At 63.3% G+C, this 15,838-nt stretch carries 14 protein-coding genes; 2 read left to right on the top strand and 12 right to left on the bottom strand.

The features are described from left to right. Window positions 1–60: 60 nt before the first annotated feature. The 4 genes from HMI60_RS06620 to HMI60_RS06605 all read right to left on the bottom strand — a co-directional run bounded on the left by HMI60_RS06620 (window position 61) and on the right by HMI60_RS06605 (window position 5,065). Window positions 61–1,317 carry a hypothetical protein gene (locus tag HMI60_RS06620; RefSeq protein WP_193590788.1) on the bottom strand — a complete coding sequence of 419 codons (1,257 nt, stop codon included), beginning with the start codon at window positions 1,315–1,317 and terminating at the stop codon, window positions 61–63. Between the two features lie 258 nt (window positions 1,318–1,575). Further along, window positions 1,576–3,819 (bottom strand): FtsX-like permease family protein, encoded by a 2,244-nt coding sequence (locus tag HMI60_RS06615; protein ID WP_227453671.1) that lies wholly within the window; start codon window positions 3,817–3,819, stop codon window positions 1,576–1,578. An 11-nt stretch (window positions 3,820–3,830) separates the two neighbouring features. Next, entirely contained in the window at window positions 3,831–4,541 is a 711-nt protein-coding gene (locus HMI60_RS06610) for an ABC transporter ATP-binding protein (RefSeq protein ID WP_018779446.1), read from the bottom strand. After that, on the bottom strand, window positions 4,538–5,065 hold the full coding sequence (locus HMI60_RS06605; protein ID WP_018779447.1) for a PadR family transcriptional regulator: 528 nt from the start codon (window positions 5,063–5,065) through the stop codon (window positions 4,538–4,540). Before HMI60_RS06605 ends, HMI60_RS06610 begins: the two co-directional genes overlap by 4 nt. Before the next feature lie 117 nt (window positions 5,066–5,182). On the opposite strand from HMI60_RS06605, the gene HMI60_RS06600 reads away from it, so the two are divergent. Both HMI60_RS06600 and HMI60_RS06595 read left to right on the top strand, forming a co-directional pair. Further along, window positions 5,183–6,013: an HAD-IIA family hydrolase gene (locus HMI60_RS06600; RefSeq protein ID WP_110505386.1), complete on the top strand. Its 831-nt coding sequence runs from the start codon at window positions 5,183–5,185 to the stop codon at window positions 6,011–6,013. Between the two features lie 12 nt (window positions 6,014–6,025). Then, the gene (locus HMI60_RS06595) at window positions 6,026–6,727 is read left to right on the top strand and encodes a tyrosine-protein phosphatase (protein WP_193590787.1); all 702 of its coding nucleotides are present in this window, start codon (window positions 6,026–6,028) and stop codon (window positions 6,725–6,727) included. Window positions 6,728–6,741: 14 nt separating this feature from the next. On the opposite strand, the gene HMI60_RS06590 is transcribed toward HMI60_RS06595, so the two are convergent. The 8 genes from HMI60_RS06590 to manD form a co-directional block, all read right to left on the bottom strand. Beyond that, on the bottom strand, window positions 6,742–7,866 hold the full coding sequence (locus tag HMI60_RS06590; RefSeq protein ID WP_018779450.1) for a thioesterase domain-containing protein: 1,125 nt from the start codon (window positions 7,864–7,866) through the stop codon (window positions 6,742–6,744). Window positions 7,867–7,971: 105 nt separating this feature from the next. Further along, complete coding sequence (pyrE, locus tag HMI60_RS06585; RefSeq protein WP_018779451.1) at window positions 7,972–8,556, bottom strand: orotate phosphoribosyltransferase; 585 nt, start codon at window positions 8,554–8,556, stop codon at window positions 7,972–7,974. 10 nt (window positions 8,557–8,566) lie between these two features. After that, window positions 8,567–9,550 carry a LacI family DNA-binding transcriptional regulator gene (locus HMI60_RS06580; RefSeq protein ID WP_039239484.1) on the bottom strand — a complete coding sequence of 328 codons (984 nt, stop codon included), beginning with the start codon at window positions 9,548–9,550 and terminating at the stop codon, window positions 8,567–8,569. Window positions 9,551–9,640: 90 nt separating this feature from the next. After that, window positions 9,641–10,924: a multiple monosaccharide ABC transporter permease gene (gene mmsB / locus HMI60_RS06575; RefSeq protein WP_018779453.1), complete on the bottom strand. Its 1,284-nt coding sequence runs from the start codon at window positions 10,922–10,924 to the stop codon at window positions 9,641–9,643. Between the two features lie 5 nt (window positions 10,925–10,929). Beyond that, entirely contained in the window at window positions 10,930–12,459 is a 1,530-nt protein-coding gene (mmsA, locus tag HMI60_RS06570; RefSeq protein ID WP_020608553.1) for a multiple monosaccharide ABC transporter ATP-binding protein, read from the bottom strand. A 123-nt stretch (window positions 12,460–12,582) separates the two neighbouring features. Then, on the bottom strand, window positions 12,583–13,707 hold the full coding sequence (gene chvE, locus HMI60_RS06565) for a multiple monosaccharide ABC transporter substrate-binding protein (protein WP_026267409.1): 1,125 nt from the start codon (window positions 13,705–13,707) through the stop codon (window positions 12,583–12,585). Between the two features lie 344 nt (window positions 13,708–14,051). Beyond that, window positions 14,052–14,600: a gluconokinase gene (locus HMI60_RS06560; RefSeq protein ID WP_227453670.1), complete on the bottom strand. Its 549-nt coding sequence runs from the start codon at window positions 14,598–14,600 to the stop codon at window positions 14,052–14,054. Next, entirely contained in the window at window positions 14,590–15,819 is a 1,230-nt protein-coding gene (gene manD, locus HMI60_RS06555) for a D-mannonate dehydratase ManD (RefSeq protein ID WP_193590786.1), read from the bottom strand. Before manD ends, HMI60_RS06560 begins: the two co-directional genes overlap by 11 nt. Between the last annotated feature and the right edge of the window lie 19 nt (window positions 15,820–15,838).

The raw sequence follows: 15,838 nt of genomic DNA, 5'->3' as shown, positions 1-15,838 counted from the left end.
CCGTTTCCCCGCTTGAGCCCGTGGCCCGATTGAGCCCGTGGCCCGTTGGAGCGCGGGTTCCTAGCCCATCTTCCACTTGTTGATGCGGTACGAGTTGGCCAGCTGCTCGAAGAGACCCGGGTGCGCGTCCCAGTAGGTCTTGTGTCCGCTGACACCGAGCATCTGCGGAGTGCCCCATGGCGTAACGGAGAACAGGTTCACTGCCTGGATGGCCTCGCCGCGGGCGTTGGTGCAGGTGAATCCGACAACCACAGCCGCGCCACGACGGAACTCACGGATCTCCGGCATGGAGGTCTTGAAGTCCGAGGCGCACTTGTGGCCTACCAGGTTCTGCGGCAGTTCAGTGGCTGTCATGCCCTTGTACCGGGCCTCGATATCTTCCAGGGCCTTCTTGATTTCCGCCGGATCCTTGCCGAACTTACCTTCCTCGGATTCAGCGAAGAAGGCATAGGCGAGCGCGATCCCGTCGCCGTCGGTCTCCACCGTGCCTTGGGCCTTCTTCTGGATCTCTTCGCCCGTGGTGGGGTCCTTGGTGATGCCGAATGATTCGTCGTGGGTCCACTCGGCCAAGTACTGGAAGGACGATTCGCCCGTGACCCATTTGCTGAACAACGGGTCGCCGTCCGCTGGAACGTTGCTGGGGCCCGCGAAGTTCTCCCATGCTGACGGCAGCGGGATGGCCCCGGCCGGGATGTCGGTGGACGCCGACGCGTCACCGGAAGGCTCAGCCTCGGCGGACGGATCCGCAGACGGCTCAGCGGCCGCATCCGACGCCTCGTCCGAGGACGTGACCGAAGGCGACGGCGAGTCAACGGCAGTCGGCTTGGTCAGGGACGGAATCAACCAGGTGAACGCAACTACCAGGGCAATGATCACGACGACGGCGACACCGCCGAGGATCAGGAACAGGGACTTCCTGTTGTGGTCACCCGGGTTCTGGCCGGGTCCAGTTGGCTGGCCCGGGTAGGGGCCGCCGGGCGGCGGGAACCCTGGCTGGTTGGCGTCGCCGGGCTGACCCGGGTAACCCGGCTGGTTTGGGTTACCGGGATGGCCCTGCTGCACAGGGAAGGCCTGGGTGGGGTCGTGCCGTGCAGGAAAAGCCTGCGTCGGAAAAGCCTGCGTCGGCGCGTCCTGCGGTTGGGCTGGCTGCGGCTGGGCTGGCTGCGGCTGGCCTTGCTGCTGGGCTTCCGGCTGGTACATGGGCTGCGCTTGCCCGGGCTGGTACTGGCGGTACTGCTCTTTGCCCGTGTCGTAGCGTGGCTGCGGTACGCCGTCCGGATTGTAGGGAGGCTGGGGTACGCCGTTGTTGTTGCTCATGGCAAGGCCCTTTCACATGCTGTGGGCACCGGATCATCCTTGCGGACACAACCGGTGGTCTATCCGGAACGAGGGACCTGCTGAAGCGGACGGCGTGGTGCTCACCGTGTCGATCCCCCGACCCACGGTGCCGGCGTGCGAGCACGCCGCAATCAGTCCAGCGCCGCATCCAGGCCGGCGCCGGAACAAGCGTAGACCAGGCCGGCGCGCCCAACGCAAGTCACGCCGTCGAAATGCCGGGGCCCAACGGGAAGCGCATCACTCAAAACGGGTGGCTGTCATGGCCGCATTTCCACGGATGAGGCCGAAGGTTCCCGCTACGGCGCAACAGGAAAGGGCAAGGCTCACCGCCAGAGCAACGAAGTAGCCGGGTTCCGGCCAGGCCACTTGATAGTTGTCGTTGATGGCCGTCACCATGAGCCAAGCGGTCAGGAAGCCGAGGCTCACGGAGAGCAGCAAAACACTAAGAAGGGGGACGACAGCTTCACGGGTGATGATCCCCCGAAGCACAGAAGCGGGCATCCCCATGAGCCGCATGAGGCCGAAGACGCGTTTGCGGTCCATGATGGCCGCAGCGGTCCCGACAGCCAGGGACAACCCGGCGACGGCAACCGCGACGAACATGCCCAGATATGCCAACGCAGCCAAACCCTGGATCAGGCGGCGGGACGATTGCAGTTGGACATCGGGGGTGGCACTCGCTGGTGTGGCCGTTGCGGCCGAGCTGTCCAATACTGTCCGGGCGCGGTCCATGGCCTCAGGCGTGCCGTCCGTCCCGAGCACCACCACCACGGGCACCAGACCCTCGAGGCTTCCGGCCGGCGCCGGTCTCAGCGACAGCGGTTGCGCGGTCCAAAAGTAGAGGAAGGTCCCGTCCACAGCGACGACCCCGGAGGAAGGGATGTCTTTGAACCCCAACTCCAAGGCGTCCTTGCTGGTGAAGACGAGCTCGGACCCAGCGCCGGCTTCAGACAACGCGGCGGGGCCGTATCCGATAACAGCACTCCGGATGCCGGGCTTTGATGTGGCCTCCGAGACGGTCCGCGCCACAGAGGCCTGCAGCTCCCCCGGCCGTTCTGTATCCCCGGAACGGACCGTCGCCTGCAGACTCGTGGGCTGAAGGAGACCGGGCCGCGCCACGGGACCCTCGTCCGACTGGACAATACTGGATGCCCCGGCAAACACGGACACGACGAAGACGGCGACAACCAAACCGGAGACCGAACGGAAAGTCGCCACCGGGGTCCTCTGGATGCGGCTGGCCGCGATGACCGCGGCTGCACTCCCGGCGTATCGCAACCCGGCACGGCTCACGGTCCTGGTCATCCAGGGGCCGATCACCACGATCCCCGCCAACACGGCCATGAAGCCAACTACCAACAAGGGCGACTCAAGCCAGGGAAGCCGGATTTTCAGGACACGGATGATAACCACAGCCGATCCCATGAAGAGCAAGCCAAGAAGCAGCGGCAATGCGCGCCAGGCCGTGGGGACTTTGTCGTGCACGGTCCTGTTCACCCCCAAGGGCCCCACGTCGGCACGGGCGGTCCTTAAAGCGGCAACCAGCGCTGAGGCTCCCACCACCATGGCCACCACCATCACTGCAGCACTCCACCCGGTGTGCAGGTCCGTGGCGAACATCCTGCTGCCGTTGACCGGTACCTCCGCCGCCAACGGGGTCAAGACGACGGCCAAACCCGCACCCACGACCGCGCCGATAAGGCCGGGAATCATAACCTCAGCGGCGGCTATCCGTGAGACCGTGCGTGTTGACGCTCCGATGAGCCGCAGTGTGGCAAAGCGTTCCCGACGCTGCGCGGCACCCAGCCCAGTGACGATGCTGATCAACAGCAGCACCGGAAAGAACACCGCGAGGGCGCCGATCATCAATACTGTGACGTAGCTGGCCGCGCTGCCCCCGTAGGGGTTGCTGGTAAAGTCCGACACGATGGCGGCGCTACCGCCTTGGCGAAGCTCAGCTTCCTGCGCACCCGTGATGACCATCAGCGAGTCCGGGCCCGGGAGTGCCGAGTCATCGATGATGCCGGCGAATTTACCGAAGCGGTCGCCCAGCTGGTCCCCGGGCGTGGATTCAATAAGGCGCTGCAGGGCCGGCGATGCGTAGTAGCTTCCTGGTTCAGGCGGCCTGCCGATCCCGGGAATTTCCATGGTGGTGGACGGCAGGGCCGCGAAGTCGCGCCGCTCGATGAGTTTGTCCCGGAAGACCTCTGCGCCCCTGGTACGCATCAGCGCGCTATCCGGCGTCAAAGGTATGGGGGCTGCGCTCCCTGAAGCGTCGAGGGTCCCGGAGACGGAGGGACTACCCGATTCGCGGAGCCACGCGCCGCGATCGTCCCGGGCCTGCAGCCCGTTTGCTCCACCCCATAGCAATAACAACAGGCAAACCCCGACGGCGACGCCTCCCGCGATTCCGGCAAGCCTGCCGTAGGCGGACCGGCTTCCAAGCACCGCGAGGCGCAACAAGCCTGTGTTCAGTCGCATCTTTCCGGCATTCACGGGGACACCCGGTAGCCGGCACCCAGGACGCCGTCGCGGACGATGACTTCCCGGTCGGCGTAAGCAGCGGTGCGCGCATCATGGGTAATCATCACTACCGTGGTTCCCGCCTGACGCACAAGTTCCAGCATCAGGGTCAGGACAGCTTCCGAGGCCAGTGAATCGAGGGCACCGGTAGGCTCGTCCGCAAACAACAAGGCAGGGGAGGTCACCAGCGCACGGGCAACCGCCACACGCTGGGCCTGGCCACCGGACAGTTCACCAGGCAACTTGGCACTCAGGCCGCCCAGCCCGAGCTGCTCCAGGAGGTCCGATGATCTACGGAGGGCCTCCTGGCGGTTGATCCCGTCCAGGAGCAACGGAAGGCTGACATTGTCGGCGGCCGAGAGCTCCGGCAGGAGCTGCCCAAACTGGAATACGAACCCAAACTCCGTCAATCTCAGGCGCGAGCGTTGGGGCTCGCGCAAGGAACTGATGTCGCTGGGGGTTCGTCCGGAAGGGCTGTAGGTGACGGAACCGGCGTCGGGCGTCAGGACGCCTGCCAGGCAGTGCAGCAGGGTGGACTTTCCGGATCCGGAAGGGCCCATGACGGCAAGAACTTCTCCCGGGTGGACATCGAGGTCGATGCCTCTCAGTGCCTCCGTTGGGCCGAAGGAGTGGCGGAGACCGCGGGCACTGAGGATGGGGGCTGTGTTGTCTGTGGTCATGCGCCCAGCAGCTCCTTCGTGAGTTGGGTCAGTCGGGCACTGGTGAGGTCCATCCACCGCAGGTCCGCTTCGATATGGAACAACCCGTGGTCACACATCAGGACCTGCAGCAAGTCCGCGTCCTTCTTGAGCCTGGTCAGTTCACGCATCCGGGCCATGTGCTCGCTGCGCTGCAGGTCAAGGAGCCGCTCAGCATCGTCGTGAAGGAGCAGGGCGATCACAGTCTTGGCGAACAGGTTGCTTTGCAGTGATTCCGAGGGGACGTCCGGGGTGAACAGCCATTCGCGGACCTTGGCCTCACCGGCCAGTGTGATTTCGTACTTTTTGCGGTCGGGACCGCCCCCGGTCTCTTCTCCCAGTGCGCGGATCAGTTCGTCGCGGACCATGCGCGCCAGAGTTGAATACACCTGCCCGAACGCCAGGGCTTTTCCGGCCCCGAAGTATCGGTCATAGGAGTGCTTGAGGTCGTAGCCGTAACTGGCTTCGCGGCTCAAGAGGCCAAGGAGGGTAAGTGAGTTGTTCACGACTCCATCTATACACTCAGTTTATAGTTAAACACCAGCACCGCTACGTGATGTCCGGCAGCCCGAATGATGAAAGACTGGGAAGCAGTGCATGACCAACCCCAGCCGGAGGCAAATATGGCAGAAGAAACCACGCCCCACCCGTCCACGTCGGTTTACCGTAATGGCCACGAGATCGAATGCTGGCTCACGGACATGGACGGCGTCCTCGTCCACGAAAACCAGGCCATCCCCGGCGCAGCCGAGCTCATCCAGCGCTGGGTGGATACGTCCAAGCGCTTCCTGGTGCTGACCAACAACTCCATCTTCACCCCGCGCGACCTCGCAGCCCGCCTCCGTGCGTCCGGCTTGGAAGTCCCCGAAGAGAACATCTGGACCTCCGCGCTCGCCACAGCCCAGTTCCTCAAGGACCAGGTGCAGTCCTCCGATTCGGGCAACCGCGCGTACACCATCGGCGAGGCCGGCCTCACCACCGCCCTGCACGAAGCCGGATTCATCCTCACGGACACCGACCCCGATTTCGTGGTCCTCGGCGAAACCCGCACCTATTCCTTCGAAGCGATCACCATGGCCGTCCGCCACATTCTGGCCGGCGCCCGCTTCATCGCCACCAACCCGGACGCCACCGGCCCTTCCAAGGACGGTCCCATGCCCGCTACAGGTGCCATCGCGGCCATGATCACCAAGGCCACGGGCCGCGAACCATACATCGTGGGCAAGCCGAACCCCATGATGTTCCGCTCCGCCATGAACCAGATCGATGCCCACTCGGAGACCACGGCCATGATCGGCGACCGCATGGACACGGACATCGTGGCCGGCATGGAAGCGGGCCTGCACACGGTCCTGGTGCTCAGCGGAATTACGCAGCGCGAGGAAATCGTGTCCTTCCCCTTCCGGCCCAACCAGATCCTGAATTCAGTGGCCGACCTCAAGAGCCAGATCTAAGAAGGAACCACCATGGCTGTGCTCAATCTGCGTCCCCTGGCCGGGGGACGGATTCTCAGGGGGAGCCAGCCGTTCGGCTTGGATGCCGCGGCAACGTCAGGGTTCCTGGTGGAACACGGCATCCAAGCCATCGTTGACCTGCGCAGCGAGCTGGAGCGCTCCCTCGTTCCGTGGTTGGTTCACGACGGCGGCGGCGGGCCGGCCGCTGCAGCCCCACCCGCCGTCGAACTCATCCATAACCCACTGGACCCCAACGCCATCGCGGGGTCGCTTCAAGCCGTGGAGACGGCCGAGGACCTGGGCGAGCTGTACCTCGGCTGGATCCGGCTGCGGCCCGAATGGGTGGCTGAGGCCCTGCGACCCGTGGCGCGTGGCAAACGCACGCTGGTGCATTGCTCGCTGGGCAAGGACCGGACGGGTGTGGTGTCCGCGGTCGGGCTCCTGGCAGCAGGCGGGACCGAGGACGACGTAGTGGCCGACTATGTGGCGACCACCGCCAACCTGCCGGACGTCCTGGAGGTCATGGCCGAAACATGGCGGCTCAGCGTCCCATCAACTCCGGCAGAGTATTTCAGCCCCGACCTCATGATCCTGCAGAGCCCGGAAGCTGCCATGCGGCACTTCCTGGCCGGATTCTCCAAGGAATTCGGCGATGTCGGCGGCTTCCTGCGTGAAGCGGGCCTCACCGCCGTCGAGGTTGAAGCGTTGCGCTGAACGCTCCAGCCACCTTACGCAGGCCTGATGATCTTCCCATTGGGCTCCTGGTACGACGGTTCCTCCGGTTCGGGCGGCAGGGGCAGGAGCTCATCCTGTACCTTTTCCAGCAATGGCCGGTATACGCCGGCGTTCCACTGCGGACTCGCGTGCGCCGGCCGTGCGCCCTCGGTACTCAGGGTGGGCAGGGCCATGTTGGCGCCGAAAACCTTGCTCCATCCCGCACGCGCCGATTCGTAGTCCACGGTGCCGTCCTTGGAGTTGCCCAGGAACGCCATCTTGGCGCCGCCGATCTTGCCCGCGAACCGCAGCCCGTCAAAGTGGTAGATGTAGGCCGACTCTGTCTGGATCAGCACACTGGAAGGCGCGATAGGCGAAAGCTGTTCCATCGTCTGATCGAGGATCTGCCGCCACGTGCGCTCGTCCTTGTGAACCACGCGCTCCCCCAGCTCATAGCCCCCGCGCAGCACCGAAGGAATGCGGAAGCCGTTCTCATAAAGGAACACAACGCCGTCGAACCAGCTCTGGTCCAGGACATCTGCGCGGCTGAACGGACTCGAATCCAGGACAATCACCTGCGTTTCCACGCCATGGAGTTCCAGCAGGCGTGCAGCAACCTGCGTCGCGAGCATTCCGCCAAAGCTGTGACCGTAAAAGTACAGCTTCTCCAGTTCCAGCTCGCGGACATGCAGGATGATTGCGCGGACTACTTCATCGACGTCCAGGCCCAGATTGGAATATCCGACGGCGGCCAGGCGGCCGCGTTGGTGCAGTGCAGGACGCAGCGAGTTGAGGATCCACTGTGCTTCTTCCCAACTGGTTTTGTACCCGGGAAAGAGGATCCAACTGGCTTTGGGAAAGTACAGGTCCGAGTACGGGTCCGGGACCCGAAGGATTTTGGTGGCCCGGCGCTCCGCCTGGACGCGCCTGGTGAATAGCATGTCCCCGGCCAGGGCTGCGGAAATGCCGGCGTAGGTCAGGAAATTACGGCGGGACGTCTTCTTGAGCCGGGCAGCGTAAGGCAGGATCCGGGCCCAGGAGCCCGGATCCCCCGCCGTTTCAGGTTCCGGAGTTACCGGCGCGGGAGGGTTTTCAGTCACCTCCGGCGGCGCCGGCAGCTTCCCTACTTGAACGTCCACGCAGCAAGCATAGGCTTCGGCGGCACTGCCTTACATCCCCGCAGTTTGCGCACAGCCGGTGCCCTTAGGATGTGCTCTTGCAATCAGTAACCGGACGGAATCTGTTTAGTCCAGGCCCAGTTCGTCCTTGCCGAAAGCGAAGAGGTACGGAACGCCGGTTTCGGCTTCGATCTTCTCTTTGGCACCGGTGTTGCGGTCCACGATCACAGCCACGGCCACCACGTTGCCGCCCGCCTTGCGGACACCTTCGACGGCGGTCAGCGCGGACCCGCCGGTGGTGGACGTGTCCTCGAGGACCACCACGTTGCGGCCTTCGACTGAGGGACCTTCCACCTGGCGGCCCATGCCGTAGGACTTCTGGGCTTTGCGGACGACGAAGGCGTCCACGGCACGGCCGGCATCGGCAGCAGCGTGCATGACAGCGGTACCGACGGGGTCGGCACCCATGGTGAGTCCGCCTGCGCACTCAACCGCAACGCCGGCGTCGTCGATCATTGCCAGCATGACCTGGCCTACCAGCTTGGAGGCCTCGTGGTGCAAGGTGATGCGGCGCAGGTCGATGTAGTAGTCCGCTTCCTTGCCGCTGGAGAGGATAACCTTGCCGCGGACCACCGCCAGCTCTTTGATGAGTTCAAGAAGGCGGGCACGGGCAGCAGCAGTGTCGACTGCAGGGAAACTGGTGGAAGTCATGGCTCCTAGTTTAGTGTGCCGGTGCAGCCGTGGTTGCCCTGATGACCAGGCGCGGATCCACGATCTGGTCCCGGGTTCCTGCTTTCCCCTCCAGCTGGTGCAGCATCTCTTCCATGGTTTTTCGCCCGAGTTCTTCGAAGTCCTGCTTGATGGTGGTCAAGGGAGGCATGAAGAACCCGGCCTCCGGCTGGTCGTCGTAGCCCACCACGCTGATATCGCCTGGTACGTGGCGGCCGGCTTCCTGGAGGGCGCGGAGGACGCCGACGGCCATCTGGTCATTCGCTACGAATACAGCGGTTACGGAGTCGTGGTCGATGAGTTCCCGTCCGGCCTGGTATCCGGATGCGGCATCCCAGGCACCCTGGAGCAGGACGCTCGCCTCGAGTCCGGCCGTGTCCATCGCCTCCCGCCAGCCCTCAATGCGCTCCGCGGCGTCGATCCAGTGCGTAGGCCCGGAAATGTGGGCGATGCTGCGATGCCCCAGACCGATCAGGTGTTCCACGGCCAGCCTGGCTCCCAAACGCTGGTTGAGGGACGCTCCGGTGAGCTGGTTTCCCGCACCGGCGCCTACGGCCACGATCGGCACAGGGACTGAAACGTCATGCAGGGCCGCAAGGACATCGGGATGCGGAACCAGGATGACGATGCCGTCCACGGATTGGCTGCGGAAGTGGCCCATGGCGTCATTGATACTGTCACTGGTCACTTCGCGAAGATTCGCGATGCTGACGAAGTATCCGGCTTCCCTGCCCGCCTGCTCGACTCCAAGCAACGTGTTCGCGGGCCCGAACTGTCCCGTTTCGCAGGCAAGGACACCAATGGTCCGCGACCGACGCGTCACCAGGCTCCGTGCTGCGGTGTTCCGGCGATAGCCGAGGCGGGCTATTGCCGCTTCCACCCGTTGCCTGGTGTTGTGGCTGACGTTCGGGTGGTTGTTCAGGACACGGGAAACCGTTTGGTGGGAAACCCCGGCCATCTTCGCCACATCCCCCATTACCGGGGGCCGGCTCGGTGAGTCGGGGGCGGCCCCGGGCAATACCCGGGGCCGCAGTGTTGGCGGTTGCTCACCGCGTGGCATCAGATGCTACTTCGCGTCGACGCCCACAGGCTCCGCCGTGGAAGCGGGTGCCGCTTCGGCAGCTGGAGGCGTGGTCTTCCACTTGAACCGGCGGCCCATGGAGGAACCTCCGCCGGCACCGGTCCGGTTCTTGTTGAAGATGTCGAAGCCGACAGCCAGCAGGAGCACCAGGCCCTTGATGAGCTGCTGGTAATCAGTGCCCAGGCCGAGAATGGACATGCCGTTGTTCAGGACGCCCATGATCAGGCCACCGATCATGGCTCCTGCCACGGTGCCGATGCCGCCCTGGACAGCTGCGCCGCCGATGAACGCTGCAGCGATGGAGTCCAGCTCGAACCCGGTACCGCCGGCAGGCTGTGCCGAGTTCAGGCGGGCCGTGAAGACCAGGCCCGCCAGCGCGGCCAGGACGCCCATGTTGACGAAGAGCCGGAAGGTGACCTTCTTGGTCTTGATGCCGGACAGCTCGGCGGCGTGGAGGTTGCCGCCAATGGCATAGGTGTGGCGGCCAAAGATGCTGTTGCTCATCAGCGCCGAGTACAGGATCACAAGGACTGCCAGGACAACCAGGACAATCGGGGTTCCACGGTAGCTGGCCAGCAGGAAGGTGATGATGAGCATCAGGAGTGCGATGAAACCGTTCTTGACGGCGAACCACGCCATCGGTTCGTTCTCCAGGTTGAACTTGCGGCGCACCCGGCGTTCCTTCAAAGCCTGGAAAAGGATGGCTGCCGTACCGCCGACACCCAGGATCACGGTCAGCCACTCAAGGACGGACGTGCCACCGGAGATGTCCGGCAGGAAGCCGCCGCCCAGGGCGCGCAGTTCGTTCGGGAACGGGGTGATCTGCTGGTTCTTGAGGGTAATCAGGGTCAGGCCACGGAAGATCAGCATGCCGGCAAGGGTGACGATGAATGCGGGGATACCAACGTAGGCAATCCAGTAACCCTGCCAGGCACCCACGAGGGCTCCCACCAAGAGGCACGCCGGGATGGCGAGCCACCAGGCCCAGCCCCAGTGCACGATCATCACACCGGCCACGGCGCCGATGAAGCCGGCAATCGAGCCGACGGAGAGGTCGATATGACCGGCAATAATGACCATCACCATGCCGATGGCAAGGATCAGGATATAGCTGTTCTGGACCACCAGGTTGGTGACGTTCTGGGGCTGAAGGAGGATGCCGTCGGTGAGGACCTGGAAGAGGATGACAATCAGGATCAGGGCGACGAAGATGCCAACCTGGCGGAGGCGGCTTGTGAGGAAGCCAAGGGATTCTCGTAGGGCGGACATGGTGGCTATTCCTTCTCTTGAGTCATGTAGTGCATGAGGGTTTCCTGGGTGGCTTCGGCGATGGGGACCTCGCCGGTGATGCGGCCCGCTGAGAGCGTGTAGATCCTGTCGCAGATGCCCAGGAGTTCCGGCAGTTCGGAGGAGATCACAATGACCGCTTTCCCCGAGGCCGCCAGCTCGGCGATGATCGTGTAGATCTCAAACTTGGCGCCCACATCGATCCCACGCGTGGGTTCGTCCAGGATGAGGACGTCGGGGTCGGAGAACATCCACTTGCTGAGCACCACTTTTTGCTGGTTCCCGCCGGAGAGCTTGCCCGTGATCGCAGCGACCGAAGGCGCTTTGATGTTCATGCTCTTGCGGTAATGGTTGGCCACCGTGGTTTCCTGGTTGCCGTCCACCCAACCTCGTTTGGCCAGCTTGTTCAGGGCCGCCATGGAGATGTTCCGCTTGATGTCTTCGATCAGGTTCAGGCCGTAGTGCTTCCGGTCCTCGGTGGCGTACGCAATTCCGTGCTCGATTGCATCCGAAACCGTGGACGTGTTGATCTCCTGGCCGTACTTGTAAACCTTGCCGGAGACCGCACGGCCGTAGGTACGGCCGAAAACGCTCATCGCGAGCTCGGTCCTGCCCGCACCCATGAGGCCGGCCAACCCAACAACCTCACCCTTACGGACCGTCAGGTTGGCGTTGCTGACCACCATCCGTGAATGGTCCTGTGGATGCTGGACCGTCCAATCCTCGATGCGGAGGACTTCTTCACCGATGTTTGGTGTCCGGTCCGGATACAGGCTTTCGAGATCGCGTCCCACCATGCCCCGGATGATGCGTTCCTGGGTGATCTGTCCCTGGTCCAGGCGCAGTGTCTCGATGGATTTGCCGTCGCGGATGATGGTGACGGCGTCGGCCACTTTGCGGATCTCGTTGAGTTTGTGGCTGATGATAATGCTGGTGACGCCCTGGCCTTTGAGGTGCAGGATGAGGTCCAGCAGGTGGTCCGAGTCTTCGTCGTTCAGCGCCGCCGTGGGCTCATCGAGGATGAGCAGCTTCACCTCCTTGGAGAGCGCCTTCGCGATCTCCACCAACTGCTGCTTACCCACGCTGATGTGCTGGATGGGCGTTACGGGATTCTCGCTGAGACCCACCCGGGCCAGCAGTTTGGCGGCCTCCAGGTTGGTCTTCCGCCAGTCCACCCAGCCGTTCTTCGCAAGCTCATTGCCCAGGTAGATGTTCTCGGCGATGGACAGATACGGGCTCAGGGCCAATTCCTGGTGGATGATCACGATGCCGCGCTTCTCGCTGTCCGTGATGCTGGAAAATTCGCAGGGTTCGTTCTCGAACAGAATGTCGCCGTCGAAGGTGTTGTGCGCGTAGACGCCGGACAACACTTTCATGAGGGTGGATTTCCCGGCTCCGTTCTCACCACAAATGGCGTGAACCTCACCTCGGTTGACGTCTAGGGTGACGTCCTGAAGGGCTTTTACACCGGGGAAGGTCTTGGTGATTCCTCGCATTTGAAGAATGGGTACGTTCATCGTCAATTCCCGCTGACTGGTTGAAACTGGGCCGGGTCGAGGACTCGACAGGCACTGGGATGCTGTGGCCCCACCGCTGCGCGCTGCAACACGGGGCGGTGGGGCCACAGATTGGGGAGGTGGTTACTTGACGTCGGCTTCGGTGTAGTAGCCCGAGTCGATGAGTTCCTTCTTGTAGTTGTCCTTGGTGATGATGACGGACTTCAGAAGGTATGCCGGAACAACCTTGACCTTGTTGTTGTAGGTCTTGGTGTCGTTGGTTTCGGGCTCACTGCCCTTGAGTACGGCGTCTACCATTTTCACGGCCTGGGCGCCGAGCTGGCGGGTGTCCTTGAAGATGGTGGAGTACTGCTCGCCGGCGATGATGGATTTCACGGAACCCTTTTCAGCGTCCTGGCCGGTCACGACCGGGAGCTTTCCGGTGGAGTAACCGCCGGTGCTGGTCAGAGCGGAAATGATGCCGATGGACAGGCCGTCATACGGGGACAGCACGCCGTCGAGCTTGGTGCCGGAGCTGTAGGCGGAGGTGAGGATGTCTTCCATGCGCTTCTGGGCAACGGGTGCCTGCCAGCGGAGGATGGCTGCCTGCTCGAACTTGGTCTGGCCACTGGGGACCTTCAAGGTGCCTGCATCCAGGTAGGGCTTGAGGGTATCCATTGCGCCGGTCCAGAAGAAGTTGGCGTTGTTGTCATCCGGGCTGCCCGCGAACAATTCGACGTTGAACGGGCCCTTGCCCTCTACCTTCTTGCCGCTGGCATCAACGAGTCCCAGACCCGTCAGCAACGACGTGGCCTGCTGGACGCCCACGGTGTAGTTGTCGAACGTGGTGTAGTAGTCCACGTTCGGCGTTCCGTTGATGAGGCGGTCGTAAGCGATGACCTTGACGTTCTGTTCCTTGGCCTTGGCCAGGACGTCCGTCAGCGTGGTGCCATCGATGGCTGCGATGATGAGTGCCTTCGCACCCTTGGTCAGCATGTTCTCGATCTGGGAAACCTGCGTGGGGATGTCATCGTTGGCGAACTGCAGGTCCGTCTTGTAGCCGAGGTCCTTCAGGGATTTCTCAACATTGGCACCGTCTGCGATCCAACGCTCCGATGTCTGCGTCGGCATCGAGATGCCTACCAGCGAATCGCTGGGCTTTGCGGTGCTGGAAGACTCCGCCGCGCCTCCACGGCTGCCGCAGCCTGTGGCTCCGACGGTCAAGGTTAGGACGACCGCTACGGCGCCCAGGAGTTTTTTCAATCTCACGATGCTCTCCTTCCGCGGCAGCAGTGCCGCGAACTCTGATGCAGCCGGAGCATCTGCGCGTCCGGCACGGTGAAGCTGGATGTGGCCTGCGTGCTGGGGGCTGCACAAGCCATTGAAAAGGTATTGCGAATGCCATTGTGAACGCTAACAATACCCGGGGTCAAGGGCTGTAGATCACGAATTGGTTGCAGGCGCCGCCCCTTCGTCAAAGTCTTGATTTACAACGTTGTTAGCGTTCACAATGACCCGCGTCACTCTCCGGAACAACAAAACCCGGCACCGCCTGGTGGGCGATGCCGGGTTTGAGGTGTTGCTCCGCGATGGCAGGGAAGGACAATGGCGCTTCAGACGCGCTCCGTTGTTGGGGTATCCAGGCCAGCCAGCGCTGAGCCCACCTCATTCACGATGTCCTCGACGGGCTGTGCGATGTCCACCACTACCCCGGCTTCGTCATTCTGCAATGGTTCCAGTGTGGCAAGTTGGGAGTCCAGCAACGAAGGCGGCATGAAGTGCCCGGGCCGCGCCTTCATGCGTGCGTCCAGCAGTTCGCGCGTCCCTTGCAGGTGCACGAAGACCACGGACGGGTCGGCGCTGCGGATGATGTCCCGATAGGAGCGCTTTAGCGCGCTGCACGCGATGACAAGAGAAGATTCCGACGCCGGGAATCGCCTGCCGATCTCGGCCAGCCATGGTGCGCGGTCGTCGTCGTTCAGCGGGGTACCCGCTGCCATCTTGTCGATGTTCGCCTGCGGGTGCAGCGAATCGCCGTCGAGGAATCCAGCGCCGAGGCGTTCGGCGAGGGCCGCACCCACGGTGCTCTTTCCGCAGCCCGCGACACCCATCACCACGATGTGGTGATGGACGCTCGCACGGGACAGAGGTTTACCAGTCATGAACGGTGCCGTCCACGAGGCGGTTGTAGGGCAGGTAGGCCTGCTGGTACGGGAACGCGGCAGCGGCTTCCTCGTTGAATTCGACGCCGATACCCGGGTTGTCGCCCGGGTGCAGGTAGCCGTCCTTGAAGGTCATGGACTGCTGGAAGACCTCGTTGGTCTTGTCCGAGTGCTGCATGTATTCCTGGATGCCGTAGTTGTGGATGGCCAGGCCCACATGCAGCTGCGCGGCGAAGCCCACCGGGGAAATGTCCGTGGGGCCGTGGAAGCCGGACTTGATCTGGTACTGCGCAGCGAAGTCCATGACCTTCTTCAGCGGTGAGATGCCACCGAAGTGGGTGGAGGCCGCCCGCACGTAGTCGATCAGCTGTTCCTTGATGAGGGTCTGGTAGTCCCACACGGTATTGAAGATTTCGCCAATGGCCAGCGGGGTGGTGGTGTGCTGCCGGACCAGGCGCAGGCCTTCCTGGTTCTCGGCAGGAGTGCAGTCCTCCAGCCAGAAAAGGTCGTAGGGCTCCAGGGCCTTGCCGAGTTTGGCGGCCTGGATGGGGGTCATGCGGTGGTGGCCGTCGTGCAGCAGCGGGATTTCCGGACCGAACTCGTTGCGCACTGCTTCAAAAACGGTGGGCAGGTGGCGGAGGTACGCGCGGGTGTCCCAGTCCTCTTCCTGCGGGAAGGCGCCGCGTCCGGCGGGCTCGTAGTCGTAACGCTCGCCTGAGGCTTGTGCCTGCGCGGCCACACCGTAGACGGCCTTGATGCCGGGTATCGCGGTCTGGATACGGATGGACTTGTAGCCCAACTCCAGGTGCTCCTGGACGGAGTCGAACAGGGAAGGAATATCTGCACCCGAGGCGTGGCCGTAAGCGCGCAGCCCATTGCGGGAAGCCCCGCCCAGCAGCTGGTAGACCGGCATCCCGGCCACCTTGCCCTTGATGTCCCACAGAGCCATGTCGACGGCGGCAATCGCCGCCATGGTGACGGGGCCACGGCGCCAGTAGGAGCTGCGGTACAGGAACTGCCAGGTGTCCTCGATCCGGTGCGGGTCCTTACCGATCAGAAGCTGCGCGACGTGTTCCTTCAGGTACGCGGCAACGGCGAGTTCACGGCCGTTGAGCGTCGCGTCCCCGATGCCCGTCACACCGTCCTCGGTGGTGATGCGCAGGGTGACGAAGTTGCGGGACGGGCTGGTCACGAAGACTTCAGCGGCAACGATTTTCATGGTGTGGCATTCCTTCCAG

This window comes from Paenarthrobacter sp. YJN-D, from assembly GCF_015040335.1.
Classification (GTDB): Bacteria; Actinomycetota; Actinomycetes; order Actinomycetales; family Micrococcaceae; genus Arthrobacter; species Arthrobacter nicotinovorans.
Note: the sequence above shows the minus strand (reverse complement) of the source record. Positions and strands in the feature narration are given on the sequence as shown.